General features: G+C 40.0%; 21 protein-coding genes. 11 read left to right on the plus strand and 10 right to left on the minus strand.

Annotation, left to right across the window (positions count from 1 at the left end; genetic code table 11):
• Positions 1–14: 14 nt before the first annotated feature.
• Positions 15–380, minus strand: a complete 366-nt coding sequence (locus tag BUA60_RS01890) for a hypothetical protein (RefSeq protein ID WP_072860047.1) — start codon at positions 378–380, stop codon at positions 15–17.
• Between the two features lie 387 nt (positions 381–767).
• Between BUA60_RS01890 and BUA60_RS01895 the strand changes: the two genes are divergently transcribed.
• From BUA60_RS01895 to BUA60_RS01920, 6 genes are all read left to right on the plus strand, one after another.
• Entirely contained in the window at positions 768–1,445 is a 678-nt protein-coding gene (locus tag BUA60_RS01895; protein ID WP_072860048.1) for a succinate dehydrogenase cytochrome b subunit, read from the plus strand.
• A gap of 12 nt (positions 1,446–1,457) precedes the next feature.
• Positions 1,458–3,473: a fumarate reductase/succinate dehydrogenase flavoprotein subunit gene (locus BUA60_RS01900; RefSeq protein WP_072860049.1), complete on the plus strand. Its 2,016-nt coding sequence runs from the start codon at positions 1,458–1,460 to the stop codon at positions 3,471–3,473.
• Positions 3,474–3,526: 53 nt separating this feature from the next.
• A complete protein-coding gene (locus BUA60_RS01905) occupies positions 3,527–3,889 on the plus strand; it encodes a four helix bundle protein (protein ID WP_072860811.1) in 363 nt (120 codons plus the stop codon).
• Positions 3,890–3,926: 37 nt separating this feature from the next.
• The gene (locus tag BUA60_RS01910) at positions 3,927–4,673 is read left to right on the plus strand and encodes a succinate dehydrogenase/fumarate reductase iron-sulfur subunit (protein ID WP_072860050.1); all 747 of its coding nucleotides are present in this window, start codon (positions 3,927–3,929) and stop codon (positions 4,671–4,673) included.
• A gap of 102 nt (positions 4,674–4,775) precedes the next feature.
• Positions 4,776–5,249, plus strand: coding sequence for a very short patch repair endonuclease (locus BUA60_RS01915; RefSeq protein WP_072860051.1), 474 nt, complete (start codon positions 4,776–4,778; stop codon positions 5,247–5,249).
• A gap of 30 nt (positions 5,250–5,279) precedes the next feature.
• Positions 5,280–6,437: a methionine aminotransferase gene (locus tag BUA60_RS01920; RefSeq protein WP_072860052.1), complete on the plus strand. Its 1,158-nt coding sequence runs from the start codon at positions 5,280–5,282 to the stop codon at positions 6,435–6,437.
• Between the two features lie 24 nt (positions 6,438–6,461).
• Here the strand turns inward: BUA60_RS01920 and BUA60_RS01925 are convergent, their stop codons facing one another.
• The 8 genes from BUA60_RS01925 to trhO form a co-directional block, all read right to left on the minus strand.
• Complete coding sequence (locus tag BUA60_RS01925) at positions 6,462–6,977, minus strand: GNAT family N-acetyltransferase (RefSeq protein WP_072860053.1); 516 nt, start codon at positions 6,975–6,977, stop codon at positions 6,462–6,464.
• A 456-nt stretch (positions 6,978–7,433) separates the two neighbouring features.
• On the minus strand, positions 7,434–8,087 hold the full coding sequence (locus tag BUA60_RS01930) for a CoA transferase subunit B (RefSeq protein ID WP_072860054.1): 654 nt from the start codon (positions 8,085–8,087) through the stop codon (positions 7,434–7,436).
• A 94-nt stretch (positions 8,088–8,181) separates the two neighbouring features.
• A complete protein-coding gene (locus BUA60_RS01935) occupies positions 8,182–8,538 on the minus strand; it encodes a four helix bundle protein (RefSeq protein ID WP_072860055.1) in 357 nt (118 codons plus the stop codon).
• A 94-nt stretch (positions 8,539–8,632) separates the two neighbouring features.
• Positions 8,633–9,334, minus strand: coding sequence for a CoA transferase subunit A (locus BUA60_RS01940; RefSeq protein ID WP_072860056.1), 702 nt, complete (start codon positions 9,332–9,334; stop codon positions 8,633–8,635).
• Between the two features lie 120 nt (positions 9,335–9,454).
• Positions 9,455–11,797, minus strand: coding sequence for a penicillin-binding protein 1A (locus BUA60_RS01945; protein ID WP_072860057.1), 2,343 nt, complete (start codon positions 11,795–11,797; stop codon positions 9,455–9,457).
• A 7-nt stretch (positions 11,798–11,804) separates the two neighbouring features.
• On the minus strand, positions 11,805–12,287 hold the full coding sequence (locus tag BUA60_RS01950; protein WP_072860058.1) for a gliding motility lipoprotein GldH: 483 nt from the start codon (positions 12,285–12,287) through the stop codon (positions 11,805–11,807).
• Positions 12,280–13,449: a PSP1 domain-containing protein gene (locus BUA60_RS01955; protein ID WP_072860059.1), complete on the minus strand. Its 1,170-nt coding sequence runs from the start codon at positions 13,447–13,449 to the stop codon at positions 12,280–12,282. The genes BUA60_RS01950 and BUA60_RS01955 overlap by 8 nt, the downstream gene beginning before the upstream one ends.
• 331 nt (positions 13,450–13,780) lie before the next feature.
• Entirely contained in the window at positions 13,781–14,812 is a 1,032-nt protein-coding gene (trhO, locus tag BUA60_RS01960; protein WP_072860060.1) for an oxygen-dependent tRNA uridine(34) hydroxylase TrhO, read from the minus strand.
• 573 nt (positions 14,813–15,385) lie between these two features.
• Here trhO and recA point away from each other — a divergent pair.
• From recA to BUA60_RS01980, 4 genes are all read left to right on the plus strand, one after another.
• A complete protein-coding gene (gene recA / locus BUA60_RS01965; RefSeq protein WP_031446193.1) occupies positions 15,386–16,393 on the plus strand; it encodes a recombinase RecA in 1,008 nt (335 codons plus the stop codon).
• A gap of 188 nt (positions 16,394–16,581) precedes the next feature.
• Entirely contained in the window at positions 16,582–17,055 is a 474-nt protein-coding gene (locus BUA60_RS01970; RefSeq protein WP_072860061.1) for a hypothetical protein, read from the plus strand.
• A 20-nt stretch (positions 17,056–17,075) separates the two neighbouring features.
• The gene (locus tag BUA60_RS01975; RefSeq protein WP_072860062.1) at positions 17,076–17,618 is read left to right on the plus strand and encodes an RNA polymerase sigma factor; all 543 of its coding nucleotides are present in this window, start codon (positions 17,076–17,078) and stop codon (positions 17,616–17,618) included.
• 38 nt (positions 17,619–17,656) lie between these two features.
• A complete protein-coding gene (locus BUA60_RS01980) occupies positions 17,657–19,150 on the plus strand; it encodes a porin family protein (protein ID WP_072860063.1) in 1,494 nt (497 codons plus the stop codon).
• A 50-nt stretch (positions 19,151–19,200) separates the two neighbouring features.
• Here BUA60_RS01980 and BUA60_RS01985 read toward each other — a convergent pair whose 3' ends face one another.
• The gene (locus BUA60_RS01985; RefSeq protein ID WP_072860064.1) at positions 19,201–19,941 is read right to left on the minus strand and encodes a lysophospholipid acyltransferase family protein; all 741 of its coding nucleotides are present in this window, start codon (positions 19,939–19,941) and stop codon (positions 19,201–19,203) included.
• Between the two features lie 72 nt (positions 19,942–20,013).
• Between BUA60_RS01985 and trpS the strand changes: the two genes are divergently transcribed.
• The gene (gene trpS, locus BUA60_RS01990) at positions 20,014–20,982 is read left to right on the plus strand and encodes a tryptophan--tRNA ligase (RefSeq protein WP_072860065.1); all 969 of its coding nucleotides are present in this window, start codon (positions 20,014–20,016) and stop codon (positions 20,980–20,982) included.
• Positions 20,983–21,025: the final 43 nt, after the last annotated feature.

A 21,025-nucleotide genomic window follows, 5' to 3' on the forward strand; every position in this document is an offset into this window, starting at 1 on the left:
ATCTCTTAATTCCCCTAGGTTAGTTGATCTAAATTCACCTTAATCATCCAGCACCAGAGCAGGGCCGCCCACAACCATAGTATTAGCAGATATGCGGCTATAAGCATCACTTTGGATTGGGTTATTTTTTGAATGTAGTACCAGGCCACCGCGCCAAACACAAAACCAAAGGACCATAACATTCCCACCATAATAACACTGGGCCACACCCAATCGCCACTCCAATCGTCTAAGGTGGGATAAGATCCGAACAGGAAAGATACCGGGTAATATAACAAACCTCCAAGAGCTCCCATACTAACAAGGCCCAATATTGCCGTTATAAAAAACGCAATTAAAGAGAATTTAATGTTAAAGGACCAATTTTTCCAGAATACCATCCAGTTTTCCCAATTTAAATTTCGGTTAGTTTCTAACGCACAGAAACCAATAAAAGTATAGACTTATCAAAGGGATCTAAATAATTTAACAGGAAAAACCCTTCAATATAATTGACTGTCACTTCGAAATTTAAAGCCTATAATTTATTGTAAATCAGTATATTATACCGTTTAATTTGTTAAAACACAAGACCTTAATAACGATTTCTTAAGGAAAAAATTCCCTTTATACAACCGTTTATAAAGTGGGATGACAAAAGATTTTCTATTATTTCCTCTCTAGAATTGAGGAATTCTTTAAATTGGTTCTAAATACTGTACATAAATTCAACAAAATTTGTTGGTAACTCGTTTGTGGAGTAAATTTGCAATCAAAACAAATAACTAATGAGTGGATTTTTAAACTCTTCAATAGGCAGAAAGTACACCATGGCCCTTTCCGCTTTTTTCTTAATGATCTTTATCCTTCAACATTTTGCCATTAATATCCTATCTGTTCTAAGTCCGGATAATTTTAATGAAACCTCACATTTTATGGGGACCAATCCCCTTGTACAATACTTGTTGCAACCCGTACTTCTTTTTGGGGTTGTCTATCATTTTGTTATGGGGTTTGTGTTGGAAATAAAAAATAGAAATGCCCGTGCCATAAAGTATGCCAAAAACAACGGTGCTGCCAATTCCACTTGGATGAGCAGAAACATGATCTGGAGCGGTGGATTTATCCTTGTTTTCCTTATCATTCATTTCTTGGATTTCTGGTTTCCCGAAATAAACACAAAGTATATTCAAGGTGACATGTCCGGCTTGTTAGCCGATGGGGAAGGTTACCGTTATTACGAAGAACTGGTCCATAAATTTGAGCCTATTTGGAGGGTTGCCCTTTATTGTATAGGTTTTGTTTTTCTTTCATTGCACCTGCTTCACGGCTTTAGTTCAGCGTTTCAGTCTGTTGGTGCCAACAATAAATATGTAAAAGGGTTAAAAGGGTTTGGAAAGGCTTACGCTATTTTAATTCCGTTGGGATTTATTTTCATTGCACTTTTTCACCATTTTAACCATTAATAATACAATTCTATGTCTGTATTGGATTCTAAAGTACCAAAAGGCCCATTAAAGGATAAATGGACTACCTATAAGGATAAAATAAACTTAGTTAATCCTGCCAATAAGCGAAACATCGACGTTATTGTTGTTGGTACAGGTCTTGCGGGAGGTTCTGCTGCTGCAACTTTGGCCGAGCTAGGTTATAGGGTTAAAGCATTCTGCTATCAGGATTCCCCACGAAGGGCGCATTCCATTGCGGCCCAGGGTGGTATTAATGCTGCTAAAAATTATCAGGGGGATGGGGACTCTACCTATCGCCTGTTCTACGATACCATTAAAGGTGGAGATTACCGCTCCCGTGAAGCCAACGTGTACCGTTTGGCAGAGGTGTCCACCAATATCATTGATCAATGTGTGGCACAGGGCGTACCTTTTGCCCGTGATTACGGTGGATTACTTGACAACCGCTCTTTTGGTGGTGTACTAGTGTCCCGTACCTTTTATGCCAAAGGACAGACTGGCCAGCAATTATTGTTGGGTGCCTATTCGGCAATGAACAGACAAATTGCCCGTGGGAAGATTGAGATGTTCAACCGCCACGAAATGCTCGATGTGGTTAAAGTAAATGGTAAGGCTCGTGGTATTATAGCCCGTAACTTGGTTACCGGAGAAATAGAGCGCCATTCGGCGCATGCTGTAGTAATTGCCTCAGGAGGTTATGGGAATGTATATTTCCTTTCTACCAATGCCATGGGATCCAATGCCACAGCAGCTTGGAAAATACATAAAAAGGGTGCTTTTTTCGCAAACCCATGTTATACACAAATTCACCCAACCTGTATTCCAAGATCTGGAGACTATCAGTCCAAACTGACCTTGATGTCCGAGTCATTGCGTAACGATGGCCGTATATGGGTTCCTAAAAGGATGGAAGATGTGTTGGCCATTAGGGAAGGAAAATTAAAACCTACCCAATTGAGCGAAGATCAAAGGGATTACTATTTGGAAAGAAGATATCCTGCCTTTGGTAACCTGGTACCACGTGATGTGGCTTCCAGAGCAGCAAAAGAAAGATGTGATGCCGGTTTTGGAGTAAACGCTACTGGGGAAGCCGTATATCTGGACTTTAAATCCGCCATTGAAAGATACGGTTTGGAACAAGCAAAAATCCAAGGTATCCAAGATGCTTCCAAAGAAAAAATCACGGAATTGGGAGAAGCTGTGGTAGAAGCAAAATATGGTAACTTATTTCAGATGTACGAAAAAATCGTAGATGAAAATCCATATAAGACCCCTATGATGATCTATCCTGCTACCCACTATACCATGGGCGGTGTTTGGGTAGATTATAACTTAATGACCACCGTAGAGGGCCTATATTGCATAGGCGAGGCCAACTTCTCCGATCACGGTGCCAACCGTTTGGGCGCATCTGCTTTAATGCAAGGCTTGGCCGATGGGTATTTTGTATTGCCCTACACTATTGGCGATTACCTATCCCATGAAATTAGGACTGGAAAAATTCCTACGGATACGCCCGAATTTGACGAGGCCGAAAAAGAAGTAACAGAAAGAATCAATTTCTTTGTAAATAATAAAGGGTCCCATTCCGTGGATTACTTCCATAAACGCCTTGGTAAGGTAATGTGGGATAAATGTGGTATGTCCCGTAACACAAAGGGATTAAAAGAAGCTATGGCGGAAATCAAGGAAATTCGTGAGGAGTTTTATAAGGAAGTCAATGTACCCGGATCAGCCAATGAAATGAATCCGGAATTGGAAAAAGCAGGACGTGTGGCAGATTTCTTGGAGTTGGGAGAATTGTTTGCAAAGGATGCCCTGATGCGGGAAGAATCCTGCGGTGGACATTTCCGTGAAGAGTCGGTAGAAATTGATGGAGAACAAAAAGGGGAGGCAAAACGTAACGATAAGGACTATGCGTTCGTAGCAGCCTGGGAATACAAAGGGGAACCTGCGGATGCCGTTTTGCACAAAGAGCAACTGGAATTTAAGGATATAGAATTAAAACAAAGAAGTTATAAATAGGCAAAAGACAATAGGCAATAGGCATTAGCCAAAAATAAATGGAGGTTGCCCATATGAATGAAGTAAGAACGTATAAAGACTTGCTGATCTGGCAAAAAGGAATAGATATCGTTAAGGAAATTTATTTATTATGCCAAGAAATCCCAAATGACGAGTTATTCGGTTTACAAAGTCAAATTAAACGTTCCTCTATATCAATACCTTCAAATATTGCCGAAGGATGGGGTCGGAATTACACTAAGAATTATATTCAATTCTTAAAAATTTCAAGAGGATCTTTATTCGAATTGGAAACCCAATTAATAATTGCTAAAGAATTAAACTTTATTTCAACCGATAGTTATAATAGAATACAAGTTTTAATAACCGAAGAAAGTAAAATGTTAAACGCCTTCATTAAATCGATAGACAAGTAACTAATGCCTATTGGCTTTTGGCTAATAAACTATAAGAATGAATCTTACATTAAAAATTTGGAGACAGAAAGGACCACAGGACAAAGGTAAAATGGTCGATTATAAAGTGACTGATATTTCAGAACACATGTCTTTCTTGGAAATGATGGACGTTTTAAACGAACAGCTAACCAATAAGGGGGAAGAGCCTGTTGCCTTTGACCATGACTGTCGTGAAGGAATTTGCGGTATGTGCTCAATGTATATCAATGGAGAAGCCCATGGCCCGGATAGGGGGGTTACTACCTGTCAGTTGCACATGAGAATGTTCAAGGATGGCGACACCATTACCATTGAACCGTTTAGGGCAAAAGCCTTTCCTGTTATAAAGGATTTGGTCGTAGACCGCAGTTCTTTTGACCGTATTCAGCAGGCCGGTGGTTTTATTTCGGTAAACACCTCTGGGAATACCCAGGATGCCAATGCCATTCCAATAGACAAGCATGCCGCCGATGAGGCCATGGATGCCGCTACCTGTATTGGTTGTGGCGCCTGTGTAGCAAGTTGTAAAAACTCTTCTGCCATGTTGTTCGTTGGGGCCAAAGTATCCCAGTACGCCTTACTTCCACAAGGAAGGGTTGAAGCAACGGACAGAGTGAAAAATATGGTTGCGCAAATGGATTTGGAAGGATTTGGTAACTGTACCAATACCGGTGCATGTGAGGTAGAATGTCCAAAAGGTATTTCTTTGGAAAACATTGCCCGTATGAACAGGGAGTTCTTTGCTGCCAGTATAAAAGGATAGTACGGATAAAAATATAACTTATTCGCTTCAGAAACAGACCCCATCCCTTTTAGGAATGGGGTTTTTCTTTACCCAGGTCTCAAAAATCCAGTATCTTTAAGTATGCCAAAAGATTACAAGGAGGAACGGATAATAGTTCCACGTTTTAATGAAGAATCCGGTTTCTATACCACGCCGGAACGCTCCAAGATCATGGGGAAAATCAGGGGAAAGAACACCATACCCGAATTGAAATTTAGAAAGGCACTATGGGCGGAGGGTTATAGATATAGGATAGACTACAAGAAATTGATCGGGAAACCAGATATAGTACTAAATAAGTACAAAACCGTTATTTTTATAGATGGGGAATATTGGCACGGTTATAACTGGGAGGAAAGGAAACAAAAGATTAAGACCAACAAAGAGTTCTGGATTCCAAAAATTGAACGCAATATTCAACGGGACAAGGAAGTAAACCAAAAACTACAACAATTGGGCTTCACCGTTTTTAGATTTTGGGAACGGGAAATAAAGAAAGAATTGGACCAATGTATAAACAAGGTAATTCTGCATTTACGATCACAGCAATCCTAACCTACCTATAACCAATTTAAACACACTACAATGCCCAAGTATAAACACAATATATTCTCCAAGCTTCCCAATGTAAGAACTACGATTTTTACCACTATGGGGCAATTGGCACAGAAACACAGTGCCATAAATCTTTCCCAAGGCTTCCCCAATTTTGATCCCGATCCTTCCTTGATCGATTTGGTAACACAGGCTATGAAACAAGGGTACAATCAATATGCGCCTATGGCAGGGGTCATGGAACTGCGCGAAATGATCTCAGAAAAAATTGAACAGCTATATGGCAGGCACTATCATCCAGAAAGTGAAATAACCGTCACCATAGGAGCCTCACAGGCCATTTTTACCATCATTACGGCCTTTATTGGCAATGGTGATGAGGTCATAGTAATTAAACCGGCATACGACTGTTATGAGCCCGCTATCGAAGTCAATGGCGGAATTCCCGTTTTTGTTCAATTAAACAATACCGATTTTAAGATTGATTGGGAAGTTTTCCGATCCAAAATTACGCCAAGGACCAAAATGGTCATTATAAACACTCCACACAATCCCAGCGGTACTATTTTCACCAAAGAAGATATGCTTGAATTGCAAAGGAGTCTCGAAAATACCGATATAATTATTATCAGCGATGAAGTATACGAGCATATCACCTTTGACGGCCACGGGCATGAAAGTGCCTCAAAATATGACGGCCTTGCCTCCCGTACCTTTGTGTGTGGTTCCTTCGGAAAGACCTTTCATATCACCGGTTGGAAAATGGGATATTGCGCAGGTCCGGCCGAACTGATGCACGAATTCCGAAAAACCCATCAGTTCAATGTGTTTAGCGCGGATCATGCCGTTCAAAAAGCCCTGGCCACATATTTAAAAGAACCTCAACACTATTTGGGCTTAAACCAATTCTATCAAGAAAAGCGGGATTTATTCCTTGATGGACTATCTACCTCACGATTTAAAATAAAACCTTCCCAAGGCACCTATTTCCAATTAGTGGATTATAGTGATATTACCCAAGAAACGGACGAAGTCTTTGCCGAACGCCTAGTAACAGAGCACCGTATAGCCAGCATTCCCATTTCCGGGTTCAACACCAAAGGGATCGACAATCACTTAATAAGATTCTGTTTCGCCAAAACCAACGAAACTTTGTTAAAGGCAACTGAAATTCTGAGGAAACTCTAATCCACATTATTAGGAAATATGACTTTAAATGTCGAGCCGCATTAACCAATCGGTCTGCTCATCACTTCCTATAAAATAAGGGTGGCTCCCAAACTTATAGAACCCCAGTCTCTGGTAAAATTTAATGGCCTTGGGATTATGTTCCCAAACACCAAGCCACACATAAGACCTGTTTTTTACCTTTGCAATGGATATTACCTGTTGCAGTATCCACTCCCCAATTCCCCGGCCTTGAAATTCTGCCAGAACGTAGATCCGTTCCAACTCTATGGAATTAATGTCCTTAATATCCGATTGGGCTTCATTTTCGTTTAATTTAATATATCCCACCAAACTGGAATCCAAATAAATAAAATAATAGACTGAATTAATATCCTGCAATTCCTTACGTAGCGTTTCCTCCCCAAAAGCAGAATCCAGGTATATCTTAAAATCCTCCGGCTTATTATCCTTTTCAAATGCCTCTATAAAAGTCCTCCTGCCTAGATTAACCAAAACCTCCAAATCGGTAATAGTACACGGCCTCAAATGTAGTTTCATAGCTTTGCCTTCCTCCTTAAAAATACAATTATCAACTAGATTGAAAACAAAAAAGGGAGCAATATTTTAAAATATTGCTCCCTTTAAAAACTATTGATTTATGCTACAGCATAAATAATTTTTTTGTCAATCTTACAATGCCTGTGAAAAAGTCATTTCGATAAACTTGAATTTCCTTTTGTGCACGGCTGTGGTTAATTTGGGCTTCCATAGTAATTAGGGTTTAGTAGTTGTTAAATTTGGGGTTTAACTTCTGTTATTAAATGCAATATAATTCAGATTAACGCAACATTTAAAAAATTGTTGTGAAACATACAGTAATTGTTGTATGCGTATAAAAATAGTTATTTCGATCGATATATGCGCTTTCCAAAATGTTAAATAGGGACTGTTTATTTAAATGTGTCCTAATATAAAAATTCAACAAATTCTGACACAAATAATTGAATATCCCGGCTAAATATCCATCTCCGGGATATCGCCTTCTACTATTAAATTTCCTTCAGTAGCCTTCACTATCTCCTCAACGCTAACACCAGGTGCTTTTTCCAACAATTTGAATCCTTCGGGAGTTACATCAAGTACCGCCAAATTGGTTACAATTTTTTTCACACATCCAACTCCCGTCAACGGCAAAGTACATTTCTTTAACAACTTGGATTCGCCTTCCCTATTGGTATGCATCATGGCAACAATGATGTTCTCCGCCGAAGCCACTAGGTCCATGGCCCCACCCATTCCCTTGACCATTTTTCCAGGAATTTTCCAATTGGCAATATCCCCGTTTTCCGCGACTTCCATGGCCCCTAAAATGGTCAGGTCTACATGTTGCCCACGTATCATTCCAAAACTTGTTACAGAGTCGAAAAACGAGGCTCCCGGAAGGGTGGTTATGGTTTGTTTGCCTGCATTGATTATATCGGCATCCTCTTCCCCTTCAAAAGGAAAGGGCCCCATTCCCAACACCCCGTTTTCACTTTGAAATTCCACACTAATATCATCCCGGACAAAATTTGCCACCAATGTAGGTATCCCTATTCCCAGGTTAACATAATATCCGTCTTTGACTTCCTTTGCAATGCGCTTTGCTATTCCGTTTTTATCCAACATAATGTTGATGTTATAATTTACCAATGTAATAATGTAATAATTTGTCAATTAAATAATTAGACCATAAACCAAAGATTCAATTAAGGGTCCTTGGTTACGACCTTGAATTTTTCTTACTTGTACTTATTATTTTATACAGTATTAACCCTAACTCATCAATGCTTTCCTTTAAATCAGTTTCAAAAGGGTACGATTTTGAACGTTCGCATAAAACCAACCAATACTTGGTTTCCTCGAGCTCCTTAACCGCAATTTTCATTTTGTGTATGAAGTCGGCCCTACTTTCGGCATTCTGAGCTTCATGAATATTAGCACCAATACTCGTTCCCGCTTTTAACAACTGTGTAGCAATGACATATTTTCTTTTCTCCTCCAACATTTCACAATACTCAACAATTCTAATAGCAAAATCAACTGATTTTTGAACAACAGAATTTTCCTTATTAATCATATTGTATATGAAGTTAAAGTGCCAATTTGCTATTAAACAACAACATACTTAAATTATAAAACCCAATTGTTTCATTTTCAAATTAAGTAATTGATTAATTAGATTTACGTACCGTCAACTGCTCAATTCTTTTCTCGTAATTTTTACCTTGGAAGATACGCTGCACAAAAATTCCCGGGACATGGATCTGGTTGGGATCCAATTCCCCTGCAGGTACCAATTCTTCCACCTCGGCAACCGTAATCCCGGCCGCTCCACACATGGCCGGATTAAAATTGCGGGCAGTTCCCTTAAATATTAAATTTCCTGCCTCATCACCTTTCCAGGCCTTCACAAAAGAAAAATCGGCCTTAAAAGCTTTTTCCAGTACATACATCTTCCCATTAAACTCCCTGGTCTCTTTTCCTTCGGCCACTTCGGTTCCATAACCGGCTGGGGTATAAAAGGCAGGGAAACCGGCCTGTGCCGCCCTACATTTCTCTGCCAGAGTTCCTTGAGGGGTAAGTTCCACCTCCAATTCCCCGCTCAACATTTGCCGTTCAAATTCATCATTTTCCCCCACATACGAAGAAATCATTTTCTTGATCTGTCTTTTGTGCAACAATAGACCAAGACCAAAATCGTCCACTCCCGCATTATTGGAAATACAGGTCAAGTCCTTGACCCCCATCTTCACCAAATGTGCAATTGCATTTTCAGGGATACCACATAATCCAAATCCTCCAAGCATAAAAGTCATACCATCCTTTACGCCCTGTAAGGCCTCCTCCACGTTGGCAACTGTTTTTCGTATCATATAAAACCGACTTAATTTAACTTATTTCCTTGCTCTCTCTAAAATACGGGTTTTTAACGAAAAATGCCCTTAACTTTTAGATAAAAGCAAGGGCATTTTTGACGTTGATTTTTTATTGTACTAAAAATCCAAATCGTCTTCTATATCTATTTTATTATCTTCCTCCATAGCAGCCTTGGAGCAATCCACATTAATGGACATTTCCTCCGGCTTTTCAAATTCCCCATCGGAAATACCCAGTTCCTTGTTGGCATAGTTCTTTTTCATATACAAGCCCCAAATTGGTAATGCCATGGTAGCTCCCTGTCCGTAAGTAATGGTCCTAAAATGAACCGCTTTGTCATCTCCACCTACCCACACACCGGTTACCAGGTTGGGCACCATCCCCATAAACCAACCGTCACTCTGGTTCTGGGTAGTACCGGTTTTACCGGCAATTGGGTTTTTAAATTCATAAGGATAACCAGTAATAACCTCCTTAAATTCCGCTCTATATTTATCTGCTCCAGTAGTCCTTAATCTGGTTCCCGAACCCCCTTGGGTTACCCCGGACATAAGATCCAACATAGCATAGGAAACATCCTTGCTTAATACATCTTTTGTTTCCGGCACATACTCATAGAGTACCGTACCATTTTTGTCCTCAATCCTAGTTACCATGACCGGTTTAACGTATACGCCTTGATTGGCAAAGGTGCCATAGGCGCCCACCATCTCATACACATTAAGGTCTGCTGTTCCCAAGGCTATGGAAGGAACCTCAGGTATTTCTCCAGTAATTCCCAGGTTTTTAGCTATGGACACCACTGCTTTGGGACCTACCCTGTCTATTAATTGAGCGGTAACGGTATTCACGGAATTTGCCAGGGCATTTTTTAGGGTAAGCATTTCCCCAGAATATTTACCATCGGAATTCTTCGGGCACCAAAATTCTGGATTTCCATGTTTATTGGCCTCAATACAATATCGATTGTCTGGCAGCACATCGCAGGGCGAAAGCCGCAGTTGATCTATGGCGGCTGCATATACAAAAGGCTTAAAAGTAGACCCTACTTGCCTAGCCCCTTGGATAACGTTGTCATATTGAAAGTGCTTATAATCTATACCGCCTACCCAGGCCTTTACATGTCCAGTTTGCGGCTCCATGGACATCATGGCCGTCTTTAGAAAGGATTTATAATATTTAATGGAATCCATTGGGGTCATAACCGTATCCTTCTCCTTGATTTCGCTGTTCCAATCAAAAACGGTCATTTCCACGGGTTCATTAAAGGAGGCCCTTATTTCCTTTTCACTCTTCCCCTGGTCCTTCAGGTTATGCCACCTGTGCGAGGATTTTATGGCTCTCTCCATAATACCTGCTATTTCACCAGGTACTTCTTCAATAAAGGGAGCTGTTTTGTTTCGGTCAGGGGTGTTTTGATGAAAAAACTCGGCTTGTAAGCGTTTCATATGCTCCGCCACTGCATCCTCTGCATTTTTTTGCATGCGAGAATCTATGGTAGTGTATATCCTGAGTCCATCCAAATAAATATTCCATTTATCACTCTCCCCTTTTAAGGCCGGCTTGGGATTATCCTTTATCCATCTGTTCATAAACCCTTGAAGGTACATCCTAAAATAGGTAGCCAAGCCCTCTCTATGGGATTCCGGACTAAAATTAATATCCATTTTTAAGGCCTGTAAGGAATCTTTTTCCTTTTCCGTGATATAATCATATTTTGCCATCTGGGACAAAACCGTATTTCTACGATTTAAGACCAATTCTTCACGTCGGATAGGGTTATAATAGGAAGAGTTTTTTAACATTCCCACCAAAACAGCTGATTCTTCAATTTTCAGATTTTTTGGTTCTTTACCAAAATAAATACGCGAAGCAGACCTAATACCATCGGCATTATAATTAAAATCGTAAATGTTAAGATACATTTTAACGATTTCTTCCTTGGTATAGCTGCGTTCCAGCCTTGTTGCAAGAACCCATTCCTTTATTTTTTGGACAATGGTCTCAAAAGTGCTTTTAGAGCGTACCCCAACGAACAACATTCTGGCCAACTGCTGGGTAATAGTACTGGCCCCTCCTTTTTTTCCCAAATAAACAACGGCCCTTAAAGTACCCTTGGCATCTATTCCGGAATGCTCATAATACCGTGCATCTTCAGTAGCTATCAAAGCCTGCACCAAAGTTTCCGGCAATTCCTCATAGGCAACATCGGTTCTGTTATCATCCAAATAGAATTTGCCCAAAGTCTCTCCATCTGAGGAAATAATTTCACTGGCCAAATTGGTCTGCGGATTCTCCAGACGCTCATATTCCGGCAAAGCCCCAAAAGCTCCCCAAGAAGCCAAAAGGAAGATCAAAACTACGGATAGGGCGCCTAAAAAGAACAGTACCCAAAACCATTTAATGAACTTAAAAAAATTGTTGTTGCTTTTTTTCTTCTTTTTGGTAGCTGTTGCCATAAGCCTACTAATTACTTTTTTCGATTAGGTAACCTACATCGGTAATACCTTCCAATTCAACAATTCCATCTACTTGGCCATTTTTGCGCATGGCATGGGAGATTTCTAAGGTATATACGCCAGAAGATGGGAAAACGACGTTTTCCTTATACCATAATTTGTTTTCCTTTAAACTACCGTAACCCGTACCCAACCATTGTCCGTCCGGTTTAGCCATTTCATATTCCAAGGTATCCCGCACTGCATCACCGTTGGGAAATTTTAACTCTGCAATTAAAAAAAGATTGCTGTATGGGTATGTACCATCATTTCTCAGATTGATGAACATATTATACTTTTGAAGGGTATCCAATTCCTGAAAGGAAAATTTTACTACGCTATCCTTGTTCCATCGTCCGTTCTGAGTTGGACTATAATCGGACTTTACGGTTTGCTTATTGCAGGAAACCATAAAAATTACTAATAAAAATACACCTAAACTCTTAAGCATTTTTGGTAGGCCTTTTTTTATAATTGCTTCGCTTTTTCTTCTTGTTATTCCTGTTGGACCTTCTTTTCTTAGGGGTGTCGAATCGTGTTAAACTATCCTGACCTACCACATTTTCAAAAACTTTTTCAACTTCCTGAACATTATCCACTGCATATTCCTCCAAACTGGCTACTTTCTCCCTCTTTTTGTTTTTTTCCAACACCTCCAAAACTTGGTCTTTGGACAAGACATGCCAATTGGCGGGCTCGTCCTTATAGGAAAACCAAAGTGACGCTTTAAAAATGTCTACCTTTTGGCAAAAAGCCATCCCCTTTTCTGTAAATAGTTTGGTGTCCTGTCCGGGAAAGTCCTTTAGGGCATCCAAATAAACGTCCAATTCGTAATTAAGGCAACATTTAAGTTTCCCACATTGTCCTGCCAACTTTTGCGGATTAAGCGAAAGCTGCTGGTAGCGAGCCGCCGAAGTACTTACGGACCTAAAGTCTGTTAGCCATGTAGAGCAGCACAATTCCCTTCCGCAAGAACCTATTCCACCCAAACGTTGGGCTTCCTGGCGGTAGCCAATTTGCCTCATTTCTATTCGGATACCAAAAGCCTTGGCCATGTCCTTGATTAACTGTCGGAAATCTACCCGTTCCTCAGCGGTGTAATAAAAAGTAGCCTTGGAACCATCTCCCTGAAATTCCACATCGGAAATTTTCATCTGCAATTTAAGTACAATGGCGATTTCCCTGGCCCTTTTCTTAATTTCCTCTTCCCTATCCCTACATTTTTGCCAAATGTCGATATCCTTTTGGGAAGCCTTTCGGTAAATTTTGGGAAGTTCCGGATTGTTATAATCTTCCTTCTTTTTTTTCATTTGTACCCTTACCAATTCTCCTGTAAGGGTAACCATACCTACGTCATGACCGGAAGTAGCCTGTGTAGCCACTATGTCGCCAATGGAAAGTGAAAGATTTTCGGAATTTCTAAAGAATTCTTTTCTACTATTTTTAAAACGGACTTCCACACAATCAAATGGTTTTTCACCATTTGGCAGTGACATATTGGAAAGCCAATCAAATACCGTCAATTTATTACAGCCATCGGTGCCACAAGTACCATTGTTCTTGCATCCTTTAGGCTGTCCGTCCTTACCGGTTGAACAACTGCTACAACCCATATTTCGTATCTTGGTTTAGTAAAAATGTAACACTTTTACTAAAAAAGGTTCATAAAATTATTAAACGTAAAGATAGTGTTTTTTTAATGCGATGAAAAGAAAGAGTTTCGTTGCCCGCGTAAAGCACCCTTAAAACAAGGAAAAATAGCCCCTAGGCAGCAGATTTTAACTTAATCTTTGCCTTAAAAATGACAAATAACCCAGCTTTTAAACGGGATCCAGGGTTGAGAATTAGTTTCCCAAGCCTAATTAATTGCTAGGAAAACCATTTCTGGGATTTGGAAGCAAGAGCTATAGACTAAAGGTCCGGGCAATTAATATATGTTGGGGTTTACTTCTTGTACTTCAAAACCTCGGAACGACCTTTTTTAAAAATCTTATTGCTCACTACTTTTCCCTTCCTCAATTTTTTCTGTTCTTCAAAAGGCAGTTCATGAATCTCCTTACACTCCACCGAGCAACAGTTGTTCATGGCCTCTGCACAGGAATCGCACTGAATAAAAAGCAAATGGCATGCCTCATTGGCGCAATTAACATGGTTGTCACACGGGCTGCCACATTGATGACAATTAGCAATGATATCATCCGTAATTCGCTCCCCCCTACGATGATCAAAAACAAAATTCTTACCTAAGAATTTATTTTCCAATTTCAGATTTTTAACCTGACGTGTATATTCTATAATTCCGCCTTCCAGCTGATATACATTCTTAAAACCTTTATGCTTGTAATAGGCACTGGCCTTTTCGCACCTAATACCACCGGTACAGTACATGACCAATTTTTTGTCCTCCTTATGGTCTGCCAGATCCTTTTCAATGATATCCAAAGAATCCCTAAACGTATCCACATCAGGGGTAATTGCGTTTTTAAAATGCCCAATCTCACTTTCATAATGATTGCGCATGTCTACCAAAATAGTATCGGAATCCTCGATAAGTTCATTAAACTTAACGGCATCCACATGTATACCTTTATTGGTAACATCAAAAGAGTCATCATTTAATCCGTCGGCAACTATCTTTTCACGAACCTTGACCTTTAATTTTAAAAATGATTTGTTATCCTGTTCAATAGCGATATTCAACCTAACATTTTCCAGAAAGGTGATGCTATCCAGGTGAGCCTTAAAGGCATTGAAATTGACAGCAGGAACGGATAATTGGGCATTGATGCCTTCATGGGCTACATAAATTCGGCCCAAAACATCCAGTTCGTTCCAATGAATAAATAAATGGTTTCGAAAAATTGACGGATTGCCAATACGTGCATATTGATAGAAAGAAATGGTAAGGCGCTCCAATCCCGCCTCCTCTATAAGGGCCTCTCTCTCCTTTGCACTTAAGGTATTGTACAGTTGCATGCTATACTAATATTTTAAGTTAAAGAAATATTTTATGAGTGCAAAAATAGGACTTATAGATCGGGATTAAAAGAATAATGCCCGTTTTTTGAATTCCAGCCAGGCCTAGCCCAACATGTAAAACCAAAACGAAATACAACTATCGGTTTCAGAATTAAAACCAGCTAAGTATCTAAAGCAAAAAAGGATCTTGAAAATATCAAGACCCTTTTTAAGGTCAATATCATTTTTTCTTTTTCATAGAATTAAAACAAAATATTGACCCACAACCCTTATTGTTTTACCAGAACAATAAGCAACCTAATTTGAGTTAGTTATTTTTTAGATGACACAAACGCAAAAAGGTTGCGTGCAAAGCCGAAAATAATTGAACAAAACTATAGCTGCACCACATAATTTGCGGATTCACACCCCATTAACCCTTGTAAATTAGGGCATTGCACAAGAAGTGGGGCTAAGAAAAAATTTCAATTAAATTAAAATAATCTACTAATTTCTTCATATAAAATCCTTGCCATAGGTGGTTTTATGCAAAAAGAATTGGTATTTTAGCCTCCCTAATAAGATATGAAAATGAGTTCCGAAAAAGACGCAAAATTAAAAGCACTTAAACTAACCCTGGATAAATTGGATAAAACTTACGGCAAGGGTGCCGTAATGAAGATGGGCGATAGTGTAGTACAGGACGTAGAAGTGATATCTTCGGGTTCTTTGGGATTGGATGTAGCACTAGGTGTAGGAGGTTATCCACGAGGAAGGGTAATTGAAATATATGGACCTGAATCTTCCGGTAAAACCACACTTACACTGCACGCCATGGCAGAAGCGCAAAAAAATGGAGGTATCGCCGCTTTTATTGATGCCGAACATGCCTTCGACCGATTTTATGCCCAAAAACTTGGGGTGGATATTGATAACCTTATCATTTCCCAACCCGATCACGGAGAACAGGCTTTGGAGATTGCCGATAATTTAATTCGCTCTGGTGCCATCGACATCGTCGTTATCGACTCTGTTGCCGCATTGACCCCTAAAAGTGAAATTGAAGGCGAAATGGGTGACTCAAAAATGGGACTACATGCCCGATTAATGTCGCAGGCATTGCGAAAACTTACCGGTTCTATCAGCAAAACAAATTGTACCGTAATCTTTATTAACCAATTACGTGAAAAAATTGGGGTAATGTTCGGTAATCCGGAAACGACCACTGGTGGTAACGCCCTTAAATTTTATGCTTCCGTACGTTTGGATATAAGAAGATCTACCCAAATTAAGGATACCGATGGTGATGTTCAAGGTAACAAGACCCGTGTTAAAGTGGTAAAGAACAAGGTTGCCCCTCCATTTAGGACTGCCGAATTTGATATTATGTACGGAGAAGGTATTTCCAAAGTAGGAGAAATAATCGACCTAGGGGTTGAATTTGAAATTATTAAGAAAAGTGGATCCTGGTTTAGTTATGGCGACACCAAGCTGGGTCAAGGTAGGGATGCTGTAAAAAGCTTACTGCTGGACAATCCCGAACTACTCGAAGAACTGGAAGGCAAAATTAAAGAAGCCATCAAAACAGTAAAGTCATAAACTTAAAAATCCCGATTTCATCGGGATTTTTTATTTCTACACGCAACCTTTATTTCCCCTTTACATCTTAATAACAAAAGCAATTGTTATGAAACCGGCTTGCCCCCAAAAATTAAAAAATATCTGTACATATTTTTAGGGAAAAAAGGTTTTCAAAACCATTATAAAACAAATTAAATTTTAAGAACATGAAACGAGTATTCTTTTTGCTGCTTGTTGCCTCTTTTACCCTATTCACATCATGTGACATAGATGATGATGTTAACTATCATTTTGAAGCCTTACAGGTGAAATCCGTAGAAATGCCCGAGGCATTCGATTATGGTGAAATCTATAAAATAAAAGTTACTTACTTTAGGCCGAATAATTGTACCTTTTTCGAAGGTTTTGATGTAGTAAAAGAAGCGTTGACAACTAGGAAGGTGGTTACCATTGGCACCGTTATTGAAGATGAGGAGGAATGCACCGGTAGCGGGGAAGACCTAGTGGCAACATTTAACTTTGAAGTATTGTACGATGAACCGTATCTATTTAGATATTGGACCGGTGAGGATGCAAATGGAGAACCAACCTATTTAGAAATAACCGTGCCAGTAAACGAAGATAGTTCGGCCATATTAGCGCCCGAAAGTGATATGGGCACGTCCAATTTAAAGAATTAGTAAATAACCCAATCCATATTTTGAGTAACCTGGTTGAGCTCATAAATAATTGCAAAAAGGGGAACAGACAAGCACAAGAACAGTTATACCGGGACTATTCCCGGATACTGTTCGGAATTTGTCTCAAATACTCGCGCAATAAAACGGAGGCCGAAGACAATCTGCATGATAGTTTTATGACTATCTACAGCAAAATCGATCAGTTTAAACACCAAGGTTCTTTTGAAGGCTGGATCAAACGTATAACCGTAAATACAGTACTTCAAAAATATAGAAAAGAGGAAACCTTAACACTGGTCACCGATAATATTGAGGATGAAATGCCAGAAGATTCGGGCTATTTAAACCTGGATTTGGCCACCTTGCTAAGTTATGTGCAAGAGCTTCCCAATAAATACCGCTTAACCTTCAACCTTTATGTGTTGGATGGCTATAGCCACAAAGAGATCAGCGAAATGTTGGGAACGTCCCTAGGGACTTCCAAATCCAATCTTGCGAGGGCAAGAATGATATTAAAAGAAAAAATTGAGGCAAATAAAGCAGGAATTATTATGGAAGGGTAAACCCTCCCGATTATTATCCCTGCTGAACAATTGAAAACATGAGTGAAAATAATTTAGACAAATTATTTCAAGAGAAGTTGGCAAACTTCCAAGAAATTCCTGACGAAAGAGTTTGGAATTCCATAGCCGCTTCCTTGGATAACAAGAAACGATCCCGCAAGCTTGTTCCCCTTTGGTGGAAAGTTGGTGGAGTGGCAGCCATACTGGCCATCCTATTTTTTGCGATCAATCCTTTTTCCACTTCCGAATTGGCAACACCTGTTATTACGGATGTAGAAAATAAAACCCGAAGTGCCAAAGACTCGGATAACTTTATGGAATCTTCCACAGAAGCTACCGGCATCACCAATAATGAAGAAAGAACTACGGAGGAAAATAATATTGAAACAAGCCCCAAAACGGCTGGGGACAATATTACAGATCCTCTGCCCAACAATGGAAGCATAGTTGCCGGAGATAGCCCAAAACAAGATAACTCAGGAAAAGAACAAAAGAACGCTATTCCAACCCACACAGCATCCAAGGAATTGGTAGCAAATGGATCGGGAACAAGGAGTCTTGATGATAATGCAGGTCAAGATCCGACCCGTTTAGTACAACCAAAAGAGGACACATTACCCTCCAACAAGTTGCCTATTCCTGCTGAGGAAGCCATTGCACATCAAGTAAACAATAACGCCAACCAGCCTATGGGGAAAACTCCTGAAGTAAGCTCTGAGGACCTTCCGTCAAATAAAAAATCCATATTAGAGGCCATAGAGGAAAATGAGGTTGCTGAAGTTCAGGAAACCCACAAAGGAAAGTGGTCCGCTGGTCCCAGCATAGCTCCGGTTTACTTTAATGGTTTGGGTGAGGGGTCCCCGATCAACTCCATTCTTGCTTCCAACAGCAAAACGGGAAGTGTAACCCTAAGTTACGGTATTACGGTGGCCTATGAAATTTCTAAAAAACTAAGCGTACGTTCCGGTATCCATAAGGTAGATTATGGCTATGACACCAACGATGTTTCTTTTACATCCTCATTTAACGCTTCAACCGGGAACCAAATAAGTAATATTAAGTATTCCAATGACTCCCAATCCATAATTTTGAATAATCCAAATAGCGAAAATGTAATTCCCAAGCCCGGATCGGTATTTGCCATGGACGTAACTGGTAAAAACCCTACCCGTTTAGGGACAATGGGACAACAAATGGGATATTTGGAGATACCCTTGGAACTAAATTATGCCCTTTTGGATCGTAAATTTGGTGTTAATATTATAGGAGGAGTAAGTTCCCTTTTTCTAACGGATAATTCAGTAGTATTGGAATCCAGTGGACAGACAACAGAGTTTGGGGAAGCCAATAACATCAATTCCGTTAATTTTAGTACCAACCTTGGTCTTGGGCTGGATTATAAGTTTACCCCTAAGCTTAAATTTAATGTAGAGCCCGTATTTAAATATCAACTAAACACCTTTTCGAATACATCGGGCAATTTTAACCCGTATTCCTTGGGAGTTTACAGCGGGTTTACTTTAAAATTCTAATCCTAAAGCATGTTGATTAAACCGGCATAGCGCCAACGAAATGTACAGGTCTAACCGGAATTCTGGAGCTCATTCAAAATTACCTCCCTTACGGATTCCCGAAGCATTATCTTGTCTGCTTCTTTGAGGTTACGAGTGGCAAAAAATTTATGGACCCTAACACGTAACCTTCCCGGACCACCACTATAAAAAGTAAAGGAAAACCGTTTTTTGTTGTCATAAAATGTCATGGGCACTACAGGAATGTTATGCGCAATTGCCATTTTAAATGCCCCGTCCTTAAAATCGTCCAAAACAATATCCTCATCGGGCACCCCACCCTCTGGAAAAATACATATACTCAAGCCCTGTTGTAATCTTTTTTGTGCCCTTCTGTATACTGCTGTCCTACTTTTGGCACTCTCCCTATCCACCAAAATACATACCCTTTTATAGAAGAACCCGAATAAGGGAATATTCACCAATTCCTTCTTCCCTATAAAAACAAAAGGATTTTTACTGACCTTTAACATCAACATAATATCCAACATACTCGTGTGATTGGACACCAACATATAACTTTCACCCTTTTTAAGCCTTTCCTCCCATTTAATTACTGGAAAACACCCCATTCCATAAAGAATACAGTTGGCCCAAATATTACGGGCCATCCAAAAGAATTGCGGGTACGTTCTCTCCGAAAGGGTGAAAATCACCAAGAAAGGAAGCATTATTAAAATGGGCAAAACCACTAAAATATAGAACCAAATCCTGTAGAGCGTATGGCCTAATTTTTTAAGGAATGATAGCATGCGGTCAAAAGTAATAATTTTAGTCCTTCTTTAGAATTTCTTTTACCTTTGTCCTTCTTTGAAAATAAAATAATGGCAAGAATCTTAACCGGTATACAAAGTACGGGAACCCCTCATCTAGGGAATATTTTGGGAGCGATCATCCCAGCGATAGAAATGGCGAACAATCCAGCAAACGATTCCTTTCTGTTTATTGCGGATATGCACTCACTGACCCAAATTAAAAATGGTGAGCAATTAAGAAACAATACTTATGCCGTAGCGGCCACCTGGTTGGCATTTGGACTCGACATTAATAAAACAGCCTTTTATCGCCAGAGCGATATCCCACAAACCGCGGAATTGGCATGGTACCTCAGCTGTTTTTTTCCCTACCAAAGATTGACCCTTGCACACTCTTTTAAGGATAAGGCAGACCGACTGGATGATGTAAACGCAGGTTTGTTTTTCTATCCCATGCTGATGGCTGCGGATATACTTCTATACGATGCGCAGATAGTCCCTGTTGGCAAGGATCAAATGCAGCACTTGGAAATGACACGGGACGTGGCCTCAAGGTTTCATGCCCAATTAGGAGAAACATTTGTAATGCCGGAAGGTAAGGTACAGGAAGAGACCATGTATATTCCGGGCACTGATGGCTCCAAAATGAGCAAAAGCAAGGGAAATTTGATAAGCCTTTTCCAAACCGATAAACAATTGCGCAAGCAGATCATGGGCATACAGACGGACAGTACCCCAATGGAAGATCCCAAGGATCCAGATACCGATAATGTTTTTGCCCTGTACAAAATTCTGGCTACGGAAAATCAAGTTGCCGAAATGCGATCCAATTACTTAAACGGCAACTATGGCTACGGTCATGCCAAACAAGCGCTATATGAAGTTATCCTGGAACGCTTTGGCGAGGCTAGGGAAAAGTTCGATTATTACATGAACAATCTAAATGAGCTTGATGAAGCCTTGGCCTTTGGCGCCAAAAAAGCCAAAATAGTGGCCGATGGAGTCCTGGAAAGGGTAAGGGCCAAAGTTGGTTATTGATTTTTGCAAAATATACCCATTGGTCGGTTCGTGCCATTCAGTG

Source organism: Arenibacter palladensis (assembly GCF_900129275.1).
In the GTDB taxonomy this organism is placed as follows: Bacteria; Bacteroidota; Bacteroidia; order Flavobacteriales; family Flavobacteriaceae; genus Arenibacter; species Arenibacter palladensis.

Excerpts from the sequence above, each read along its gene's own strand:
- BUA60_RS01890 (WP_072860047.1), bottom strand. The coding sequence starts at position 380 with ATGGTATTCTGGAAAAATTGGTCCTTTAACATTAAATTCTCTTTAATT.
- BUA60_RS01895 (WP_072860048.1), top strand. The coding sequence starts at position 768 with ATGAGTGGATTTTTAAACTCTTCAATAGGCAGAAAGTACACCATGGCC.
- BUA60_RS01900 (WP_072860049.1), top strand. The coding sequence starts at position 1,458 with ATGTCTGTATTGGATTCTAAAGTACCAAAAGGCCCATTAAAGGATAAA.
- BUA60_RS01905 (WP_072860811.1), top strand. The coding sequence starts at position 3,527 with ATGAATGAAGTAAGAACGTATAAAGACTTGCTGATCTGGCAAAAAGGA.
- BUA60_RS01910 (WP_072860050.1), top strand. The coding sequence starts at position 3,927 with ATGAATCTTACATTAAAAATTTGGAGACAGAAAGGACCACAGGACAAA.
- BUA60_RS01915 (WP_072860051.1), top strand. The coding sequence starts at position 4,776 with ATGCCAAAAGATTACAAGGAGGAACGGATAATAGTTCCACGTTTTAAT.
- BUA60_RS01920 (WP_072860052.1), top strand. The coding sequence starts at position 5,280 with ATGCCCAAGTATAAACACAATATATTCTCCAAGCTTCCCAATGTAAGA.
- BUA60_RS01925 (WP_072860053.1), bottom strand. The coding sequence starts at position 6,977 with ATGAAACTACATTTGAGGCCGTGTACTATTACCGATTTGGAGGTTTTG.
- BUA60_RS01930 (WP_072860054.1), bottom strand. The coding sequence starts at position 8,087 with ATGTTGGATAAAAACGGAATAGCAAAGCGCATTGCAAAGGAAGTCAAA.
- BUA60_RS01935 (WP_072860055.1), bottom strand. The coding sequence starts at position 8,538 with ATGATTAATAAGGAAAATTCTGTTGTTCAAAAATCAGTTGATTTTGCT.
- BUA60_RS01940 (WP_072860056.1), bottom strand. The coding sequence starts at position 9,334 with ATGATACGAAAAACAGTTGCCAACGTGGAGGAGGCCTTACAGGGCGTA.
- BUA60_RS01945 (WP_072860057.1), bottom strand. The coding sequence starts at position 11,797 with ATGGCAACAGCTACCAAAAAGAAGAAAAAAAGCAACAACAATTTTTTT.
- BUA60_RS01950 (WP_072860058.1), bottom strand. The coding sequence starts at position 12,287 with ATGCTTAAGAGTTTAGGTGTATTTTTATTAGTAATTTTTATGGTTTCC.
- BUA60_RS01955 (WP_072860059.1), bottom strand. The coding sequence starts at position 13,449 with ATGGGTTGTAGCAGTTGTTCAACCGGTAAGGACGGACAGCCTAAAGGA.
- trhO (WP_072860060.1), bottom strand. The coding sequence starts at position 14,812 with ATGCAACTGTACAATACCTTAAGTGCAAAGGAGAGAGAGGCCCTTATA.
- recA (WP_031446193.1), top strand. The coding sequence starts at position 15,386 with ATGAGTTCCGAAAAAGACGCAAAATTAAAAGCACTTAAACTAACCCTG.
- BUA60_RS01970 (WP_072860061.1), top strand. The coding sequence starts at position 16,582 with ATGAAACGAGTATTCTTTTTGCTGCTTGTTGCCTCTTTTACCCTATTC.
- BUA60_RS01980 (WP_072860063.1), top strand. The coding sequence starts at position 17,657 with ATGAGTGAAAATAATTTAGACAAATTATTTCAAGAGAAGTTGGCAAAC.
- BUA60_RS01985 (WP_072860064.1), bottom strand. The coding sequence starts at position 19,941 with ATGCTATCATTCCTTAAAAAATTAGGCCATACGCTCTACAGGATTTGG.
- trpS (WP_072860065.1), top strand. The coding sequence starts at position 20,014 with ATGGCAAGAATCTTAACCGGTATACAAAGTACGGGAACCCCTCATCTA.